This window comes from Trichocoleus sp. FACHB-46, from assembly GCF_014695385.1.
In the GTDB taxonomy this organism is placed as follows: Bacteria; Cyanobacteriota; Cyanobacteriia; order FACHB-46; family FACHB-46; genus Trichocoleus.
The window spans coordinates 209769-228162 of record NZ_JACJOD010000008.1 but is presented as its reverse complement, the minus strand read 5'-3'; the positions used below and the strand labels follow the sequence as shown (position 1 = coordinate 228162).

At 50.6% G+C, this 18394-nt stretch carries 15 protein-coding genes; 11 read left to right on the top strand and 4 right to left on the bottom strand.

What is annotated here, in order from left to right; all coding sequences use genetic code 11:
* The first annotated feature begins 280 nt into the window (after nt 1-280).
* Complete coding sequence (locus tag H6F72_RS05750; RefSeq protein WP_190432639.1) at nt 281-1183, top strand: CPBP family intramembrane glutamic endopeptidase; 903 nt, start codon at nt 281-283, stop codon at nt 1181-1183.
* Here the strand turns inward: H6F72_RS05750 and cbiE are convergent.
* From cbiE to H6F72_RS05735, 3 genes are read right to left on the bottom strand one after another with little or no spacing between them, the layout of a single operon-like run.
* Nucleotides 1180-2463, bottom strand: coding sequence for a precorrin-6y C5,15-methyltransferase (decarboxylating) subunit CbiE (cbiE, locus tag H6F72_RS05745; protein WP_190432637.1), 1284 nt, complete (start codon nt 2461-2463; stop codon nt 1180-1182). The genes H6F72_RS05750 and cbiE overlap by 4 nt on opposite strands.
* 11 nt (nt 2464-2474) lie before the next feature.
* Nucleotides 2475-3191 carry a cobalt-precorrin-8X methylmutase gene (locus H6F72_RS05740; RefSeq protein ID WP_190432635.1) on the bottom strand — a complete coding sequence of 239 codons (717 nt, stop codon included), beginning with the start codon at nt 3189-3191 and terminating at the stop codon, nt 2475-2477.
* Between the two features lie 32 nt (nt 3192-3223).
* Nucleotides 3224-4012 carry a DUF1868 domain-containing protein gene (locus tag H6F72_RS05735; RefSeq protein ID WP_190432633.1) on the bottom strand — a complete coding sequence of 263 codons (789 nt, stop codon included), beginning with the start codon at nt 4010-4012 and terminating at the stop codon, nt 3224-3226.
* 33 nt (nt 4013-4045) lie between these two features.
* Here H6F72_RS05735 and holA point away from each other — a divergent pair, with 33 nt between their 5' ends.
* The 6 genes from holA to H6F72_RS05705 all read left to right on the top strand — a co-directional run bounded on the left by holA (nt 4046) and on the right by H6F72_RS05705 (nt 10401).
* On the top strand, nt 4046-5029 hold the full coding sequence (gene holA, locus H6F72_RS05730) for a DNA polymerase III subunit delta (protein WP_190432631.1): 984 nt from the start codon (nt 4046-4048) through the stop codon (nt 5027-5029).
* Between the two features lie 150 nt (nt 5030-5179).
* Nucleotides 5180-5719, top strand: coding sequence for a DUF4168 domain-containing protein (locus tag H6F72_RS05725; protein ID WP_199298898.1), 540 nt, complete (start codon nt 5180-5182; stop codon nt 5717-5719).
* Nucleotides 5720-6120: 401 nt separating this feature from the next.
* Entirely contained in the window at nt 6121-6573 is a 453-nt protein-coding gene (ureE, locus tag H6F72_RS05720) for an urease accessory protein UreE (protein WP_190432629.1), read from the top strand.
* Nucleotides 6542-7249 (top strand): urease accessory protein UreF, encoded by a 708-nt coding sequence (locus tag H6F72_RS05715; protein ID WP_242016799.1) that lies wholly within the window; start codon nt 6542-6544, stop codon nt 7247-7249. The genes ureE and H6F72_RS05715 overlap by 32 nt, the downstream gene beginning before the upstream one ends.
* Nucleotides 7250-7435: 186 nt before the next feature.
* Nucleotides 7436-9937, top strand: a complete 2502-nt coding sequence (locus tag H6F72_RS05710) for an ATP-binding protein (RefSeq protein ID WP_190432627.1) — start codon at nt 7436-7438, stop codon at nt 9935-9937.
* Nucleotides 9934-10401 carry a response regulator gene (locus H6F72_RS05705; protein ID WP_199296007.1) on the top strand — a complete coding sequence of 156 codons (468 nt, stop codon included), beginning with the start codon at nt 9934-9936 and terminating at the stop codon, nt 10399-10401. The genes H6F72_RS05710 and H6F72_RS05705 overlap by 4 nt, the downstream gene beginning before the upstream one ends.
* A 29-nt stretch (nt 10402-10430) precedes the next feature.
* Here H6F72_RS05705 and H6F72_RS05700 read toward each other — a convergent pair whose 3' ends face one another.
* The gene (locus tag H6F72_RS05700) at nt 10431-13454 is read right to left on the bottom strand and encodes an EAL domain-containing protein (protein ID WP_190432625.1); all 3024 of its coding nucleotides are present in this window, start codon (nt 13452-13454) and stop codon (nt 10431-10433) included.
* Nucleotides 13455-13733: 279 nt separating this feature from the next.
* Here H6F72_RS05700 and ureG point away from each other — a divergent pair, with 279 nt between their 5' ends.
* The 4 genes from ureG (at nt 13734) to urtC (ending at nt 18377) form a co-directional block, all read left to right on the top strand.
* Nucleotides 13734-14327, top strand: a complete 594-nt coding sequence (gene ureG / locus H6F72_RS05695) for an urease accessory protein UreG (RefSeq protein ID WP_190432623.1) — start codon at nt 13734-13736, stop codon at nt 14325-14327.
* Between the two features lie 219 nt (nt 14328-14546).
* Complete coding sequence (gene urtA, locus H6F72_RS05690) at nt 14547-15869, top strand: urea ABC transporter substrate-binding protein (RefSeq protein ID WP_190432620.1); 1323 nt, start codon at nt 14547-14549, stop codon at nt 15867-15869.
* Nucleotides 15870-15928: 59 nt separating this feature from the next.
* Nucleotides 15929-17134 (top strand): branched-chain amino acid ABC transporter permease, encoded by a 1206-nt coding sequence (locus H6F72_RS05685; RefSeq protein WP_370527451.1) that lies wholly within the window; start codon nt 15929-15931, stop codon nt 17132-17134.
* 67 nt (nt 17135-17201) lie between these two features.
* Nucleotides 17202-18377 carry an urea ABC transporter permease subunit UrtC gene (gene urtC / locus H6F72_RS05680; protein WP_370527450.1) on the top strand — a complete coding sequence of 392 codons (1176 nt, stop codon included), beginning with the start codon at nt 17202-17204 and terminating at the stop codon, nt 18375-18377.
* The last annotated feature ends 17 nt before the right edge of the window (nt 18378-18394 follow it).

Here is an 18394-nt window from a genome sequence, read left to right as displayed (position 1 = left end):
ATCGCGGGAGTTAACAGGTAAATTTCTGCTTAACCCTGTCTGAGGTGTCAATTAATCAATGACATGAAGCCACTCAGGCTTGGGGTTGCGGATCGAGAAACGTCAGGATTGGTAGTGCACAAGTCATTAAATTTAAGATTTCTGCCAATCTGTTAGCTTCATGAGCTTAAAAAATACATCTTTTTAACGATGGATTGAGACATTTACCTGTCATGCCCTTGCTCCTCACTAACGCTGAACTCCCAAGTTCTATTGTTTCTCTTCGTCGTGCCCTCTAGTTATGTTAGATCAAGCAACTCACCTGATGATTTCGTCTTTTATAGAAGCATCAGCAATCATTAAGGCAGTTGTTTTTTTTATCGTTTGGGTCGTGGTTTGGTTGCCCTTGGGAATTCCGCTAGCGATCGCGCTCAAGTGGCAACCTCCTCAACCCATTACTCCCTCACAAAAATTACCTTTACTTGCTCCCCTTTATTTAATTGCCCCTCTAATTCTCTGGGGGTTTGCTCGAATTCAAGGGGTGCCTTTCTCAGGTTATGGCTTAACTAGAACGGCTGCTTTCTTCGGCTCTTCAGGATTAGGGCTGATTTTAGGTATTTTAGGCTTAGCAGTTTTGTTCGGGTTCCAAGTAGCTTTAGGTTGGATTCAGTGGCCGCTATCCTCTCAAATTTCACGACAAAATTCTGTTTCTGAAGCTGGCAAAACTAGCAGCTGGAGTTGGCGCATCTGGCTACCAACGCTGGTATTAGGGCTTTGGGTGAGTGTGACTGAAGAACTAATTTTTCGCGGGTTTCTTCTGAATCAATTGCAGCAAGACTACTCGCTTTGGCTGGCAGGCGCGATCGCTAGTGGAATTTTTGCGGTATTGCACTTGGTTTGGGAAGGGCCTGAGAATATTCCCCAATTACCCGGACTTTGGCTCATGGGCATGGTGCTGGTGCTGGCCCGCCAAGTGGATGGTGGTAGTTTGGGACTCGCTTGTGGCTTACATGCTGGGTGGATTTGGGGCATTGCCAGCTTAGATGCGGCTCAGGCAATCGCTTATACGGGTAAGGGGCCAACTTGGATGACTGGGTTAGGCCAGCAGCCACTGGCAGGAGTGATGGGTCTATTGTTTCTGGTTGGAACTGGGGTGGGGCTTTGGTGGTTGGGTGCTGGGGGCTTCATTGCCAACCGCTACTAAGCAATGCGACTGACAGTGATTAAGGTGACTGGGTTGAGAGGGGCGAAGCGGGTGAGAGGACCGACGGGGACTGACCGCGAGAGTTGAACTTGTAGTAGGTGATGCTGCCAAGCTGGCGGTTGAGCTGGGGCGTTTTGCTGCTCTAGCCAAGCCAGGGCTTGAGTCAAGTGCTCCAGGGTGGCTAAGGCTAGAACCAAGACACCTTGAGGCGCTAAATGGGCTGCACAGACATCCAGAATCTGGCTCAGGTTGCCGCCACTGCCACCGATAAAGATGCGATCGGGAGCCGGAAGTGAATGCAATGCTTCGGGCGCAGTGCCATGAACACCGACGATGTTTGCTACTTGAAAGCGATCGCGGTTTTGTTGCACTAGGCTAACTCCGATCGCAGTTTTTTCGATGGCGTAAATTTGGGCATCTGGGATGAGACGGGCGATCTCAATGGAGACAGAGCCTGTGCCTGCCCCAATATCCCAAATTACCTGTCCGGGTTGGAGTGCCAGTTCGGCGAGCACTAAAGTCCGCACCTCACGCTTGGTCATGAGGTTGGGGCGATCGCTAAAGCTGATAAATGCTGAATCTGGCAGGCCGAGCAGGGGTAAAGTTTTGAGGTCTAAAGGTTCTGTATGGCTTCCGGAGCGCAGTAGAATCACGACATTCAGGGGAGCAAAGGCTTCCAATCGCAACGCTTCTGGAGACCAGGCTTGCACTCGTTCTTCAGGGCTACCTAAGTTCTCACACACCCAAACTTGATAGCGCTGGGGCAGGTCGAGGCTTTGCAGCAGCTGGGCGATCGCGGCGGGTGAATGAGTGTTGTCTGTTAAGACAGCAATTTTGGCTACACCTTGTTGAATGGCTTGAGTTAGCTCCTCTAAGGAACGTCCGTGGGCGCTAATAATGCGAGCATCTTGCCAGGGAATTTTGACGCGATTAAAGGCAAGTTGGACAGAGCTGAGATGCGGATAAAACGTTAATTGTTCGGTTGGCAGTTCGGCTAGCAGCAACCGTCCCAAGCCAAAAAAGAGGGGATCACCTGAAGCCAAGACCACAATTCTAGGAAGAGGCGTTGCGGTTGCAGTTGCGGCTAAATGTTGGCGGATTGTCGCGATCGCTTGGGTGAAATCTCCCAGCTTCAGTTTTTCGCCTGAGTGTTCTGGAAAATAGCTTAAATGGCGATCGCTTCCGACCAGCAGCGTCGCTTCAGCCACTATTTTCTGAACGGCAGGACTAAGACCAGCGGCTCCATCTAAGCCGATTCCGACTACATGGATGGGAGTCATTGGCTCGTTAATTAATGAGATTGATTAGTCGAATGAGTCGGCAAGAGGGCGCGATCGCAGTTTGGTTCTAGTGCCTCCAGAACGTGGCTTGGTTCTAGCGGTTTAGGCTGTTGCTCCCAAGCCAACACTAGCAAGGCATTTAAGATCGCTGCTGCGACCGGGGAACCACCTTTGCGCCCCTCGACGCGAATCTGCGGGATGGAGGTAGCGGCTAGCGCTGCTTTCGACTCCACGACAGAAATAAACCCAACGGGGGCTCCAATCACTAAAGCAGGCACTAAATCAGCAGTACTTGGGTGTGCCTGTAGCTGCTGACAGAGGGCTAGCAAGGCGGTGGGGGCATTCCCAATCACCACGATCGCCTGGGGAAACCGCTGCAAACATTCAAGCAATCCAGTTTCGGTGCGAGTTTTCCCAGGGAGAGCTTCTGTCACTTGCTCCACCGCACTGATCAATGGATTGCCGAAGGTTTGCGCCACCATATTAGCGACACCCTGTTTCACCATGCCGACATCAGTAATGATCGGGCAGCCCTGTTGAAGAGCCGCGATCGCAGTGGCAATGGCTCCGGGGCTAAACCGGAGCAGTTGCTTGAAGTCGAAGTCAGCCGTACTATGAATCACCCGTCGCACGATCGCATATTCAGCCGCGCTAAAGCTGTGATCCCCGATTTCCTGGTCAATCACCGCAAAGCTCTGCTGCATGATGGGATGCATGGGCAAATTCATAGGTAGCTCAGTAAGAGGGCTAAATTACAAGGCTAAATTTCGAGGCTGGGCCAATCCGGTTCTCGATAATAGCGTGTCATGTTATCAAATTTTCGGAGTTCGGCGCGGTAGGCCCACATCTCCTGAGGCACACCTGTGATCCACTGCTGATTCAACTGGGTGAATTGCTCGCTGAGGCGATCGCGGTCTAGCTCAGGCGGAATGCTACCGAAGTAGCCTAGAGTCACATGGGCCGTGAAGTGATATTGCTGCTCGATTCCTAAAGCCATCAAGCCAGGATTTTGGTAGATCGCTCGGCGGAGTTGCAGTAGTTGCTCGTAGGCGACTTCTTCCTTGGGAACCAAGCCAACTCCAATCGCTCGTGGCATCACAATTAAGCCCACCGCTTGTAAGCGTACAGGGTGGGATTGCGGGTGCATCCGTTGGTACTGCTGAAAACTCTGAGCCATGCGATCGCAGAGTTGCTGCTCAAAGTCTGGGTTTTTGGCTGCATCACGATAGGCATGATCCCAAATCAGGTCTGCCACGGTGAGGTGGAAGCTGTCCGGCGGTAGAGGCACGAATAGATTAGGATCAAGCTGCTGCTGGAGTTGCGCTTGGAGCGCCTGCAAATTAGCGTAGAAAGCCTGATTTTCAGTTTCTTCGCCCTCTGGTGGGGTGACTATGGTGTAACCCGGAAACGCTACTGCCTGCCGCTCGCCTCCCACTTCTTGCAGTTGGAACTTGGGAGACTCTTGAATATTTTGCAATTGAGATTTATAAGTCTCTGGCAGAGGTAGCCGTAGCACTCGATTCACATAAGTTTGATAATTATCGTCCAACTCTCGATCGCCTCGCGCGTTCAGGTGCTCTGTATGCCAATTTACCTCTATTGGGGAGAAGATGACTTTGCGATCGCAAAAGCTGTTACAACCCTGCGCGATCGCACCCTCGATCCAGATTGGACCAGCTTTAACTTCGACAAGATTTCAGCAGAGCAGAGCAATGCCGTTCTTCAGGCGCTCACGCAAGCAATGACACCCCCGTTTGGGATGGGGAAACGATTAGTTTGGCTCGAAAACACTACCCTGGGACAGCAATGTCCAGAAACCGTTTTAGCAGAGCTAGAGCGCACTTTGCCTGCCATCCCGGATGCCTCAGTTTTGCTGCTGACAGCCCGCAACAAACCAGACGGACGGCTCAAGTCCACCAAATTGCTCCAGAAATATGCCGAGATCAAGGAATTCTCGCCAATTCCGCCTTGGAAAACAGATCAACTGCTCCAGCAGGTGCGCCAAGTGGCTCAAACAGTAGGGGTGGCGCTAACGCAGCCCAGCATGGAGCTCTTGGCAGAGTCGGTTGGCAACAACTCCCGACAACTCTATAGTGAATTAGAAAAATTACGGCTCTATGCGGGCGATCGCTCTCAACCCCTAGAGGCAGAAGTCGTAGCCAGATTGGTTGTGGTTAATACTCAAAACAGTCTGCAATTGGCCGCTGCGATCCGCCAAGGCCAAGTCGGTGAAGCGTTGGAACTCGTGGCAGGTCTCCTCAGTCACAATGAACCAGCGCTGCGGGTTGTAGCGACTTTGATCGGCCAGTTTCGCACTTGGTTGTGGGTCAAATTGATGCAGGAAGCTGGGGAACGCGATGAGCGGGCGATCGCTCAAGCCGCCGAAGTCAGCAATCCCAAACGGATTTATTTTCTCCAACAAGAAGTGCGCGGGCTGTCCTCTCAGCAACTCCAGCAAACATTGCCCCTGTTGTTGGAACTAGAACTGAGCCTTAAGCAAGGCGCAGAAGAGCTTGCCACTCTACAAACTAAAGTGGTTGAACTTTGTCAAATCTACCAGCGCTAAGCGATGCCATCCATTGGGTTTAATTGTCTGGTTTGTGAGGAGGCAACATTGCTCAAATGTCTATCCCACACCTGGAACTTAGTCTATATAAAATAGTTCAACAAGAATAGATTCGGGATTGTTCTAGTTTTTGTTCTGTCACATCGGATTATGATGAACTCTTGCCGTTCCCTCGTGCCATTTCACCCTCAAATGCTTCGTACCTTGACTGCTAAACTGCAACAGCCTCGGATGCAACTGGTTTCACAGTCCTTCGCGATTGGCTTCTTAGCCGCTGTTGGCCTTGCTTCTGGCTGGGTTCCTAGCTTATCAGAGCGCTCTCCAGAGCAAATGTTTAGTACGGCTGCTGTGGCTCAAGCGGCACCCAGTGCAGCAGAACTCAAAAGTTACGCTCGCGCTGTGTTGGCGGTAGAAGAAGTGCGCCAAGTCTCTTACAGAGACATTAAAAAACTTGTCGGCTCTAGCGGCATTCCGGCGATCGCTTGTCATAGACCCAAGAGCTTACAAGGATTGCCCCAAAACGTTCGCGGAATTGCAGTTGAGTACTGCAACAAATCTAAAAAAATTGTTGAGGGCAACGGCCTGACGATTGACAAATTCAACGCCATTACCGTGAATGTTCAGAGTGATCCAAATCTAGAGAAGCGAGTTCAAGCGGAGTTATTGGAGCTACAAAAGCCATCTAGATAAATTTTGAGCAGCAACAAAACTCACCTCTGCTGCATGACTTCAGAACGGCAAATGTTCACCCAGTTGATGGTTTAGATGTAGCGCCGAAGATGAACAATCTTTAGAGAGGGGATCGAGGCTGGCCTGAAGTCTTAATCCCTTCCCAGCCAAAATTTAGCCCTTCCACCTGCTTCAGAAATCCTTAAGATAAACCTGGTTGATAACTGCATCAATTTAAGACTTAAAATGCTGTTCTCTGTCATAGAGGCGGCATTTTCTGATCAGCCAGGATTCCAATTGGCAGGATTTCGGTTGACTTTGTACCACCCCGAAAAAATGAGGGCAACGGCTCAAAGCAATTAACGTAGAGGTTTATAGTAAGCAGGAGTGAGGTTGATCTCCTGGAAACACTGTTCTGAGTCATGCTGACGTTGACCCACCGTTTATCTGCTGATGTTGCGATCGCCGTTGATCTCACCCTAGCCCTCACCGCAGAGGAGCGTGCCCGCAGCCGCTATCAACTTGCTACAGAAGCGGGGCAGAGCGTGCGATTGCAGTTGCCGCGCGGCACAGTGCTACATCATGGAGATTTGCTGCAAGCCGAAACTGGGGATGTCTTGGTGCGGATTGCCGCTAAGCCTGAACCCGTCTTGACCGTGAAAGCGCAGACTTCTCTGGAGCTTCTGCGAGCAGCCTACCACCTAGGAAATCGTCATGTTGCTTTAGAAATCACGGCGGATTATCTGCGTCTCTCTCCCGATCCAGTCCTCCAATCGATGCTGGAGCATCTGGGACTACAGGTGAGCGCAGAAATCGCAGCCTTTCAACCAGAAGTTGGCGCTTATGGGCACAGTGGACCTAGCCATGCCCATTAGTCTGCAACCTCAAGCACTACTGAGTTTGCTCCAACTAGCTAGTTCTGCTTTACCTGTAGGAGCCTACAGTTACTCAGAAGGTCTGGAAGCACTCGTAGAGGCAGGCATCATTAAAGACAAACTGAGTCTAGAACACTGGCTACAACAGGAGTTGCAAGTGGGTGCCATTCGCCTCGAAGCAGCGCTCATGATCCGCGCCTATCAGGCCACCCAAGCTGGCGATCGCCCTGCCCTGCGTCATTGGAACGCTTGGCTCTCAGCCAGCAGAGAAACAGAAGAACTGCGCCAACAAAGCTGGCAGATGGGCTACTCTTTAGGCCGCTTACTTCAAGAACTCCAGCCAAACTTAGCACCTGTAATTCAGACCTGTGGGGAACCTTGTAATTTCGCGATCGCCTTTGGCATTGCCGCTGCCAGTTGGCAGATTGACCCCGAAGCAGCAGTTTTAGGCTATCTCCACAGTTGGGCCACCAACCTGATGAATGCAGGCGTCAAACTAATTCCCTTAGGACAAACGGCGGGTCAGCGACTTTTAGTGGAACTACAGAGTTGTTTGAGTGATGCCACAGGGGCAATTTTAGTCTTGAAGGATGAAGATTTATGCAGTTGTGGCTGGGGCCTAGCGATCGCCAGCATGGCGCATGAAGTGCAGTACAGCCGTCTCTTTCGCAGCTAGAAGTTCTTCCAAGTCACAACTTTGTGTAACCAGTAATTCATAGTGATCACTAGTAACGATTAGCTAAGACTAGGTACAAATTCAACAAGATTAGGAATTACTAAGTGGATATGAGCTGATGTAGCTGTCTGCTGGGGCTAACGCTGCCGACTCTCCTCAACTCTGTAGGACGACAAGGTAGGAGCTATGGATCTGCACAAACTTTCCTATTTGAAACAATGGGCGATCCGTTATCGAGGCATCCTGGGACTCCTCTTTTTGGTGATTGCTGGCTACCTCGGCAACTATTGGCGGTGGTCTTTTTTCTTCAATATCGACTTTTTGTTTGGCAGCATTGCCACTTGGATGGTGGTTTGTCTATATGGCACCATCTGGGGCACTGTTGCCGCTTTTGTGGCTAGTCTTTGCACCTATATCCTTTGGCACCATCCCTATTCCATCGTCACGTTTACTGCTGAAGCTTTATTTGTAGGCATCTTCTTTCATCGACGGCGGCAAAACATCGTCTTACTGGACGCTCTCTTCTGGATACTGATTGGCATGCCGTTGGTTTGGTTGTTTTACGGCAACCTCTTACAGTTGGATGCCATTCAAACCACCATCATTCTGCTGAAGCAGCCCGCCAATGGTATTTTCAATGCCTTAATTGCCAACTTGATACTGACTCACTTACCAATTCATCGCTGGGTCGGTCGCCCCCAAGCCATTAGCACCCTCTCTCTCCAGCAAACCCTCCTCAACTTATTAGTTGCCTTTGTTTTCTTCCCCACCCTGATGCTGATGGTTCTAGATGGCCGTCAAGTCATGGATAACATCAGAACCTCATCTGCTGCGGAATTAAGCGTTGCTTCTACTAATTTGGTGGTTGAGGTCCGAGCTTGGTACAACCAACGCCTCACAGCGGTGACACAGCTAGCCCAACTGGCTGCCCGCACTCCCCTTGAGACTACTCCAGCTTTGCGGCAAAGCTTGGAACTCACGCAAGATATTTTCCCTGACTTTGTTAATTTGTCGGTAGTAGATCGGGCAGGCATACCGATTCTGAGCACGCTCAGCGCTACGGCTCAAGTAGACACTACCCATTCTGCTCTGCCCTCCACGCTGCGGCTCAGCCAGCTTCAGGCTACATCTCAGCCTCAGCTTTTCACCCTTGGCGCTCAGCAGCAAACCCCTGGCAGCATTCATCTTTGGCTCTGTGCTCCCATTCAGCAGCGTGGGGTTCTCTCTGGGTTTGTTTTGGGTGAAATTGATGCTGACACTGGGGTGGGTGCCATGATTCGATCGCATGTGACCGAGCAAGGACTCCAGGTGACCTTAGTGGATGCGGCTCAGAGCGTGGTTGCTAGCACGGATGCCAGTCGAGTCGCCACACCACAGTTCAATCGGAAGCAGCAAGGAGAAGTGCAAGCGATTGGGCCTAGAACTTACCAGTGGTTTCCTGTCCTTGGCAGTCCTTTAGTCATGGTGCGGTGGAGCAATTCATTCTTTGTGCAAGAAACTCCGATCGCCCCCCAACTGCCTTGGACCTTGATTGTAGAACTACCTGCCAAACCTCAAGTTCACCGGATTGAGCAAGTCCATACCCAAAATTTGACCATCTTATTACTCATTTCCGGAACAGGCTTAATCTTTGCCACCTTGATCAGTCAGAGCTTAATCAATCCCCTCTCAAAACTTGCTGACGTTACAACCAATTTGCCTTACAGATTGCTGGAGAGTGAGTTGACTCGGTGGCCGCGTAGCTCTGTAACCGAGTTAGATTCGCTGGTGCAAAATTTTCAGTCGATGGCCGCGAGCCTCACTCAGAAGTTTTGGGAAATCAAAAGCGCCAATGAACTGCTAGAGCAGCGAGTGCAGGAGCGTACCCAGCAACTCGTCGCCATTAACACTGAACTGGCGGAAGAAATTAGTGAACGCCGCAAAGCTGAAAAGGAACTGGGAACACTGGTAGCTAAGTTGGAGCAAAGCAACCGAGAGCTGCAAGATTTTGCCTCTGTCGCTTCCCACGACCTCCAAGAGCCACTCCGCAAAATCCAGGCGTTTGGCGATCGCTTGAAGCTGAAATGTGCTGATTCTCTGCCTCCCGAAGGTAAAGACTATCTAGAGCGAATGCAAAATGCCGCTCAGCGGATGCAAACGCTGATCAACGACTTGTTAGCCTTCTCACGAGTGACGACTAAAGCCCAGCCCTTCATTCCTGTAGACCTCGGCACCATCGTCCAAGAAGTTTTATCGGATATCGAAGTGCAGATCCAGCGAGTTGGCGGATGTATCGAAGCTGACTATTTACCGACGATAGAAGCTGATCCCTTGCAGATGCGGCAACTATTCCAAAATCTGATTAGTAACGCCCTAAAGTTTCATCAAAGCGATCGCCGTCCGATTGTCAGCATTTCAGCTCAGCTCCTAGAGGCTGCCGACTCACCAACCCCGCTTCAGGCTCCTGATAGTCGGTTCTGTCAAATTTTCGTCACAGATAATGGCATTGGGTTTGATGAAAAGTACCTCGATCGCATCTTTACTGTGTTTCAGCGACTGCATAGCCGCAGCGACTATGAAGGTACCGGGGTAGGACTCGCCATTTGTCGCAAAATTGCTGAACGCCACCGAGGTAGTATCACAGCTAAAAGTAGCCTGGGCCAAGGCACCACCTTTATTGTCACGCTCCCGATTCAACAAACTCTATGAAGCAAGGCGCTAGCAACCTCCCTGGTAAACCCATCACCATTTTGATGGCCGACGATGATGAAGACGATCGCATGCTGGCGCGTGAAGCCCTAGAAGAATGTCGCCTCGCAAATAATCTCCATTTTGTTCAAGACGGAGAGGAACTGCTGGACTATCTTTACCATCGGGGTAAGTTTGACTCCCAAACTCAGTCGCCGCGTCCGGGTTTAATTTTGCTAGACCTCAATATGCCGCGCAAAGATGGTCGAGAAGCGTTGCAAGAGATTAAAGCTGATCCAGAACTGCGCCAAATCCCCGTTGTAGTTCTCACGACCTCTCAAGCCGAGGAGGATATTTATCGCACCTACGATTTAGGAGCCAACTCTTACATTACTAAGCCTGTTACTTTTGAGTCATTGGTAGAAGTGATGAAAATTTTGGGCCGATATTGGTTTGAAATTGTCGAGTTGCCCTCAGAAGACTAAGCTGCACCAGCTAGGATTGGCCAGCAGCGTTAGCTAGAGGGCTTTGGCACTGCTTCCGGGATGACTCGTAGCGCTTCTGGATTGATTCCAGGCAACGCTAAATTTACCGATCGGCACAAGGCTGGATCGCTGTGGGTGGTTTGTCCCAACTCAGAAGTTAGACATTCACAACTTTCAGACCACTGCTGCTCTGTCAAAATCAGTTTCTCGACGACTGCCTCTGTAAGGGGTTGGAAGAAGAAATAACCTTGGCCGTATTCACATTCCAAAGCCCGCAGTTGCGTCAGTTGTTCGGCGGTTTCCACTCCTTCTGCCGTCACATGGATACCCAGGTTATGCGCCAGGGTCACGATCGCCCGCACAATTTCGGCACTTTCATCATCGGCTCCCAGGCGCTTCACAAACGAGCGATCGATTTTGAGTTGATCAATGGGAAAGCGATGCAGATAGCTCAGCGATGAGTAGCCAGTGCCAAAGTCATCAATGTGTAGTTGCACACCCAAGGCTTTGAGCCTCAGCAGCATTTTAGTGGCAGATTCAGCGTTCTCCATCATCACGCTTTCCGTAATTTCCAGCTTCAAGCTCCGCGCATCCAAAGCGGTGGCTTGCAAAATCTGCTCAATTTGCCCAATCAAGTCGGGCTGCGAAAATTGCTTGCCAGACAAATTCACGCTCATGGTGAGAGGGAAACTGGTAGAGAACTGTTTTTGCCACTTTTGCGCTTGCTGACAAGCTTCGCGCAACACCCAAAGCCCCACGGGAACAATCAACCCTGTTTCTTCAGCTACCGGAATAAATTCGGCGGGCGACATTAAACCGCGCTCTGGATGCTGCCAGCGAATCAAGGCTTCAAAGCCATGAATTCTACCCGTGGTGAGCGACACAATGGGTTGGTAATGCAGCCGCAATTCTTGCCGCTCGATCGCCCGCCGCAAATCGGTTTCTAGATGGAGCAACTCTACAGCTCGCAAGTGCATGGTGCGATCGAACACTTTGTGGCAGGCGCGGCCCAGAGATTTGGCTCGATACATGGCAGTGTCGGCATCTCGCAGCAAATCTTCCGGCCAGTCATACCCAGTTTCACTTAAAGCAATGCCAATACTGACCGAGGTGAAAACTTCCTGGCCTTGCAGATTGAAGGGAGACTGGAGGGCGTGATGAATGCGGTTGGCAATCCGAGTCGCGTCATCGAGATCGCTAATATCGTCTAGCAGAATGGTGAACTCGTCTCCACCCAAGCGAGCCACGGTATCTCCTCCCCGCAAACAAGCCTCCAGACGACGAGCGATCGAAATCAACAGTTGGTCGCCAATCATGTGGCCCAAGCTGTCATTAATTACCTTAAAGCGGTCTAGATCTAGGAAGAGGACGGCAAACAAGTTATTGCCTGGTCGCTTCGAGCGCTCGATTGACAGCCCCAAGCGATCCATAAATAGGGCGCGGTTGGGAAGCCCTGTCAAAACATCATGGAAGGCGTCATGCAGAAGTTGTTTTTCAACTTGCTTGCGACTGGTGACATCGGTTTGAGACCCCGCCATGCGCGAAATCTTGCCATCGGCATCCCGCACAGCTAGTCCTCGGCTCAGCATCCAACGATAGGAACCATCTTGATGCTGCATCCGATGCTCGCTTTCAAAGTGGGGTGACAGCCCTTCTAGGTGCAGATCGATCTGAGCCTTCAAGCGCTCTACATCCTCGGGATGAACTCGATGCAGCCACTCTTCCGGGCAACTGCCAATTTCATCTTCTTGATGACCCAACATCGATTTCCACCGAGGGGAAAAGTAAATTTCATTGGTTTTCAGATTCCAATCCCACAAGCCATCGTTGGCCCCCTGAACTGCCAAGGCGTAGCGCTCTTGGCTTTCTCGCAAGGCTGCTTCGGCTTGCTTGCGGCCAGTGACATCATTTTGCAAGCCAATGAAGTTGATCAGTTTGCCATCAGCATCAAACACGGGGTTGATGGTGAGTTCGTTCCAGAAGGGGGTGCCATCTTTGCGATAGTTCAGCAACACCTGCGTAATGGAGCGATGGGTCGCGATCGCATGCCGCATCTCATCGACATGAACTGGATTGGTGTCAGCGCCTTGCAAGAACCGACAATTACGGCCCAAGACTTCCTCAGGGGTGTAGCCCGTCATCTTGGTAAATCCGGGATTGGCAAAAATAATTGGGTTTTCGGGCAGGTTGGGGTCTGTAATCACCACCCCAATCGTCATATTGGCGATCGCAGAAGCCAACTGGCTGTTTTCGCGGACAATTGCCTTGAGGGAAGCTTCAGCTTGCTTGGCCTCGGTAATGTCAATGGCCATGCCATCAATGCGATCGCCTTGGCTGCCTCCGTCGTAGACTACATGCGCCCGGTCATGAATCCAGCGCACTCCGCCTGTAGGCTGGAGAATTCGGTACTCTAAATTCTTGAAACCCACTTTGAGCAGATGCTCTGATGCGGCTTTGACCTGCTCCAAATCCTCTGGATGCACCACTTCCAGCCACAGCCGGGGATTTTGGTAAAACTCCGCTACAGGACGACCGTAGAGCGCGGCAGCCGCAGGACTAATATAGATGGTTTCAAAGGTTGTAGCCGAAACCGACCAAACTACATCTTCGAGGGAAGCTAAAATTCCTTCCAGACGCGACTCGCTGGCTCGGAGGGCTTCTAGGGTGCGCTTCCGTTCAATCGCGTAACGAATGGCTCGCTCTAATAAAGCAGCATCAATTCGACCTTTAACTAGATAGTCCGCCGCACCCGCTTGCATCGCCGCTAGATCAATTTCTTGATCACCTTGTCCGGTGAGCAGGATAATGGGAGCGCGGCAACCTTGAGCGATCGCCGCCTGCAACAGCTCTAGGCCATCATGAAGCCCTAAGCGGTAGTCAATTAAATAAATACTATGCCGATGCTGCCCCATCACAGTCAGCGCCGCTTCATAGGTCTGGACCCATTCCAGGGTAAACTTATCACCCTCAATTTCTGAGAGGAGCGATCGCGTGAGCACGTAGTCGTCCTCGTCATCTTCAACCAACAGCACTTTGATGGGGTACTGATACATATGGTTATCTAATATACAAATTAACCTTATCTTAAAGTTTTGGTCGGTTACCGACATTGGCCAAATTTTGCTCTCATACACATAAATGTGCCCTGATCTTAAATTTTTGATGCCGGAGGATTGAGATTAGAATTCGTGCTGCAAAATTTAATGCTCCTCAGAAGTTTTTCAGCCATTTCTGACTGGGTGCAGTCACAATTCGCAACGACAGAAAATACTTAGACCAAATATTTAATTTATCTAGAGAATATAATTTTAATCTGGCTAGGAGAATTCCAGATGAGTACACTACGGGTTGGGATCGCAGGTCCAGTAGGCTCTGGCAAAACTGCTTTGGTAGAGACGCTATGTAAAGCTCTACGTCAGCAATACAATATTGCGGTAGTCACCAATGACATTTACACCCAAGAAGATGCGCAGTTTTTGGTCAAGCATCAGGCATTGGAGCAAGAGCGCATCATTGGGGTAGAAACCGGAGGGTGCCCTCACACCGCAATTCGCGAAGATGCCTCGATCAACTTAGCCGCGATCGCTCAACTAGAGCAGCGCTTCCAGAGCTTAGATTTACTGTTCGTGGAGAGCGGGGGTGATAATCTCGCGTCTACCTTCAGCCCCGAATTAGTTGATCTCACCATTTACGTAATCGATGTGGCTGCAGGAGACAAGATTCCTCGCAAGGGAGGACCAGGAATCACCAAATCAGATTTATTGGTGATTAACAAAATTGATTTGGCTCCCTTCGTCGGGGCTGACCTAGGCGTCATGGAGCGAGACGCCACAAAAATGCGAGGTCAGAAGCCATTTGTTTTCACCAATCTAAAAACTCAGACGGGGTTAGAGCAGGTGATTAATTTTATTACAGAGAATATGTAGAAGTATGTAGAGTTTGGCGATCGCTTTGAACTTTCAATCATGGGGTTATTTTGACTTAACCCACGCAAAGCTCAGGGTTTGAGACTAAGAACATTTATTGCTATCGGAATTTTGTATAAGCTAATACAATTAGCCTCAGAAGCTCCGCCATAATATCTCACTTTAATCATGTAACTTCCGACACCGGTTAGCAGATTGAGTGAGGAGAATAATAACAACATGGCAAGGCAGTTTGGGCGGCGCAAGTTTCTGATTTACGGCTCAGCCACTTTTGGTACTAGCATTCTGCTAAAAGCTTGCGCCAACAATCCCACCCCTCAAGCAGGCGAGAGTGCTTCCCCTACGACAGCAGCATCCCCTGCCGCCGCTGGTAGCGGCAACACCATCAAGGTTGGGATTCTCCATTCGCTAAGCGGCACCATGGCCATTAGTGAAAAGAGCGTGGTAGATGCTGAACAATTAGCGATCACAGAAATTAATCAAGCAGGTGGTGTTTTAGGCAAACAAATTGAAGCGATCGTCGAAGATGGTGCTTCTGATTGGCCTACCTTCGCTGAGAAAGCAACTAAACTAATTGACCAAGATAAGGTCGCGACTATCTTTGGCTGCTGGACCTCTGCCAGCCGCAAAGCAGTTTTGCCTGTCTTTGAGCAGAAGAATCATATGCTCTGGTATCCAGTGCAGTATGAAGGGCAAGAATGTTCCAAAAACATTTTTTACACCGGAGCGGCTCCCAACCAACAGATTGAACCCTCGGTCGATTGGCTGCTGGAAAACAAAGGCAAAGAATTCTTCTTGGTGGGATCTGACTATGTTTTCCCTCGCACCGCCAACACAATTATCAAAGCGCAGCTAGAAGCCAAAGGTGCCAAGGTTGTCGGAGAAGACTACCTGCCTCTAGGCAGTACAGAAGTCACGCCGATCATTGCCAAAATCAAGCAAGCTTTACCTAACGGCGGCGTGATCTACAACACGCTGAACGGAGACAGCAACGTGGCCTTCTTCAAGCAGTTGCAGGGCGCTGGGATGGGGCCAGATAAATATCCCTCTATGTCCGTCAGTATTGCGGAAGAAGAAGTCAAGGCGATCGGACCGGAATATCTCAAGGGTCATTATGCCGCTTGGAACTATTTCCAAACCGTAGACACTCCTGCCAACAAGAAGTTTGTAGAGGCGTTCAAAGCCAAGTATGGCAGCGATCGCGTCACCAACGACCCGATGGAAGCAGCATACATCATGGTTTACATCTGGAAGCAAGCGGTTGAGAAGGCCGCTACAGCAGATGACATGGAGAAGGTACGGGTTGCTGCGGTTGGCCAAACCTTTGATGCTCCACAAGGACAGGTCAGCTTGGCTGCCAACCATCACTTGTCTAAAGTGGTGCGGATTGGTGAGGTGCGGGACGATGGTCTGTTTGAGATTGTCTCCTCTACCGACAAAGCCGTAGCTCCTGTGCCTTGGAACCAGTATGTAGCTGAAACCAAGGGCTTCGCTTGTGATTGGTCTGACCCAGCCAAGGGTGGCAAGTACAAGACCACTTAGAGATTTGGGATTTTAGATAGCACTACGTGCCGCTTTGCTAAAGGATTCTGGAAAAGAATTTGGTTAATTCTTTTCCAGAATCCCAGCTCGCAGGAGGGAGAGATTTGCTGACGGGATTGGTAGATGGGATTTTGGGTGGCATTGGCATCGGTTCGGTGTTGTTGCTAGCAGCACTGGGACTCGCCATTGTGTTCGGCCTCATGGGCGTGATCAACATGGCCCACGGGGAATTGATGATGTTGGGGGCTTACACCACCTTTGTGGTTCAGAATGTGTTCAAGAGCCTGGGGGGTGACTGGCTAGAAACTTACATTCTCTTTGCTCTCCCTTTAGCCTTTTTGGTCGCGGCTTTAATGGGGCTAATTTTGGAACGAGGGGTGGTGCGGTATTTATATGGCCGTCCTCTAGAAACTTTGCTAGCCACCTGGGGCGTGAGCCTGATCTTGCAGCAGTTTGTGCGGAGCGTGAATTGGGTGCTGGTGATTGGTCTAGCCCTCTTTTGCCTCTTCTTTTTCGGTGGAATGTGGCTGCTGTCTCGTCGTGCGGATTGGCACCGTCTACGGGGTTGGGCGATCGCGCTACTGTTGCCGATCTCGTTTGGTATTTCTGCGGTCACAGGCAATATCCTCAGCCAAACTTATAAGCTGGCTGTAACTAAACCTTGGTTTGGGGCACAAAACGTAGATGTCACCGCGCCTAAGTGGCTTCGCAGTGGTTTCTCGTTGGGGAGCTTTCAAGTGTCCTCGGTGCGCCTCTTTATTGTGGCCTTGACTATTTTCTGCGTCGTTGCCATTTATCTGTTCTTGCAGCGATCGCCTTGGGGGCTGCGAATTCGAGCTGTGACGCAGAACCGTAGCATGAGTGCTTGCTTGGGCATTCCCACTCAGAAGGTAGATGCGCTCACCTTTGCGCTGGGGTCTGGGCTGGCGGGTGTGGCGGGCTGTGCCCTGAGCTTACTTGGTTCCGTGGGCCCTAACACTGGACAGAATTACATTGTGGATACGTTCATGGTGGTCGTTGTGGGTGGTGTTGGTAAGTTGGTCGGCAGCATTGTGGCCGCAATGGCGATCGGCACCTTAACTTATCTGATCGGCTCCGATGCGTTTCGTCCTTTGTTGACGGCGGTGCCCCCATTGGCTGACTTTTTCACATTCTTCTCTAGCACCAGCATGGCCAAGGTAATGGTTTTTGCATTGATTGTGGTGTTTCTGCAAGTGCGCCCGGCAGGTCTGTTTCCGCCGAAGGGACGAACGGTGGACGCATAGCAGCTTTGGATTGCCGATTTTAGATTCTGGATTGAGTTTGGCTGGGTGACGTGAGAGGCTTGGGGTTGTGGAGACAGCAATTGGGAATCGAGGGATAGATTGGCGCAGGCATCGCAAACTGCTGATGGAAATTGGCATTGTGGGCGCGATCGCGCTGGGCCTCATTTTAGTGATGCCGCTTTTACTGACTGGTTTTCGGTTGAATTTGTTAGGGCGATTTTTAGCGCTGGCGATCGCAGCCTTAGGGATTGACTTAATCTGGGGCTACACAGGTTTACTGAGCTTGGGGCATGGTGTATTTTTTGCCTTAGGCGGTTATGCCTTAGCTATGCACTTGAAGTTGCAGATTCCACCGGATGCCAGCATCCAGTTACCAGAGTTCATGAGCTTGTATGGCGTCACCAAGCTTCCTGTGTTTTGGCAACCCTTTTATTCATTTCCCTTTACAGCATTCGCGATCGTGCTGATTCCGGGGTTGCTGGCAGCCGTACTGGGATATTTAGTTTTCCGCAATCGCATTCGCGGTGTGTATTTCTCGATCCTCACTCAAGCCGCCACAATCATCTTTTTCAATCTCTTCAACGGTCAACAGAAGTTCATCAACGGCACCAACGGCCTCACAGACTTCCGCACTTTGTTTGGAGCTACAGTCAGCGCTCCCCAAACCCAATTTATCTTCTATGTCGTCACTGTTTTACTGTTGGTCGCCGCTTACGCCCTTTGCCGTTGGCTGACCACGGGGCGCTTTGGTAACTTGTTGGTGGCGATTCGAGATGACGAGAGCCGGGTGCGCTTCTCTGGCTATGATCCCACCGGATTCAAGGTTTTGGTTTTTGCAGTTTCCGCAGGTCTGGCAGGCTTGGCGGGAGCTATGTTTACCCTGCAAACGGGCATCATCTCACCCAAAGCAATGGATATTGCCTTCTCGATTGAGATGGTGATTTGGGTTGCCGTAGGAGGACGCGCTTCTCTAGTCGGTGCTGTACTGGGTGCTCTCCTCGTTAACTATGGCAAAAGCTTATTGAGCGAACGCTTTCCGGATATTTGGCTCTTTTTTCAAGGAGCTTTGTTTCTCCTGGTAGTGATGGTGCTGCCCAACGGTTTGGTCGGTTGGTTGCGCCACCAAGGGATGCAACAACTGCGATCGCTCTTAGGCCGCCGCCCCGCTGTCATGACCTATCCCAGTCTCGAAACCGATCCCGACGTTGAGCAAGAACGTCAAAAGCTTAGCAAACATGATTAGGCGCTATCCATCTAGAC

What these genes read in the sequence shown, in the direction of transcription:
- H6F72_RS05705 (WP_199296007.1), top strand. Translation starts at nt 9,934, where the DNA reads ATGAAGCAAGGCGCTAGCAACCTCCCTGGTAAACCCATCACCATTTTG.
- H6F72_RS05750 (WP_190432639.1), top strand. Translation starts at nt 281, where the DNA reads ATGTTAGATCAAGCAACTCACCTGATGATTTCGTCTTTTATAGAAGCA.
- H6F72_RS05725 (WP_199298898.1), top strand. Translation starts at nt 5,180, where the DNA reads ATGATGAACTCTTGCCGTTCCCTCGTGCCATTTCACCCTCAAATGCTT.
- holA (WP_190432631.1), top strand. Translation starts at nt 4,046, where the DNA reads ATGCCAATTTACCTCTATTGGGGAGAAGATGACTTTGCGATCGCAAAA.
- urtA (WP_190432620.1), top strand. Translation starts at nt 14,547, where the DNA reads ATGGCAAGGCAGTTTGGGCGGCGCAAGTTTCTGATTTACGGCTCAGCC.
- ureE (WP_190432629.1), top strand. Translation starts at nt 6,121, where the DNA reads ATGCTGACGTTGACCCACCGTTTATCTGCTGATGTTGCGATCGCCGTT.
- H6F72_RS05710 (WP_190432627.1), top strand. Translation starts at nt 7,436, where the DNA reads ATGGATCTGCACAAACTTTCCTATTTGAAACAATGGGCGATCCGTTAT.
- ureG (WP_190432623.1), top strand. Translation starts at nt 13,734, where the DNA reads ATGAGTACACTACGGGTTGGGATCGCAGGTCCAGTAGGCTCTGGCAAA.
- cbiE (WP_190432637.1), bottom strand. Translation starts at nt 2,463, where the DNA reads ATGACTCCCATCCATGTAGTCGGAATCGGCTTAGATGGAGCCGCTGGT.
- H6F72_RS05715 (WP_242016799.1), top strand. Translation starts at nt 6,542, where the DNA reads ATGGGCACAGTGGACCTAGCCATGCCCATTAGTCTGCAACCTCAAGCA.
- H6F72_RS05700 (WP_190432625.1), bottom strand. Translation starts at nt 13,454, where the DNA reads ATGTATCAGTACCCCATCAAAGTGCTGTTGGTTGAAGATGACGAGGAC.
- H6F72_RS05740 (WP_190432635.1), bottom strand. Translation starts at nt 3,191, where the DNA reads ATGAATTTGCCCATGCATCCCATCATGCAGCAGAGCTTTGCGGTGATT.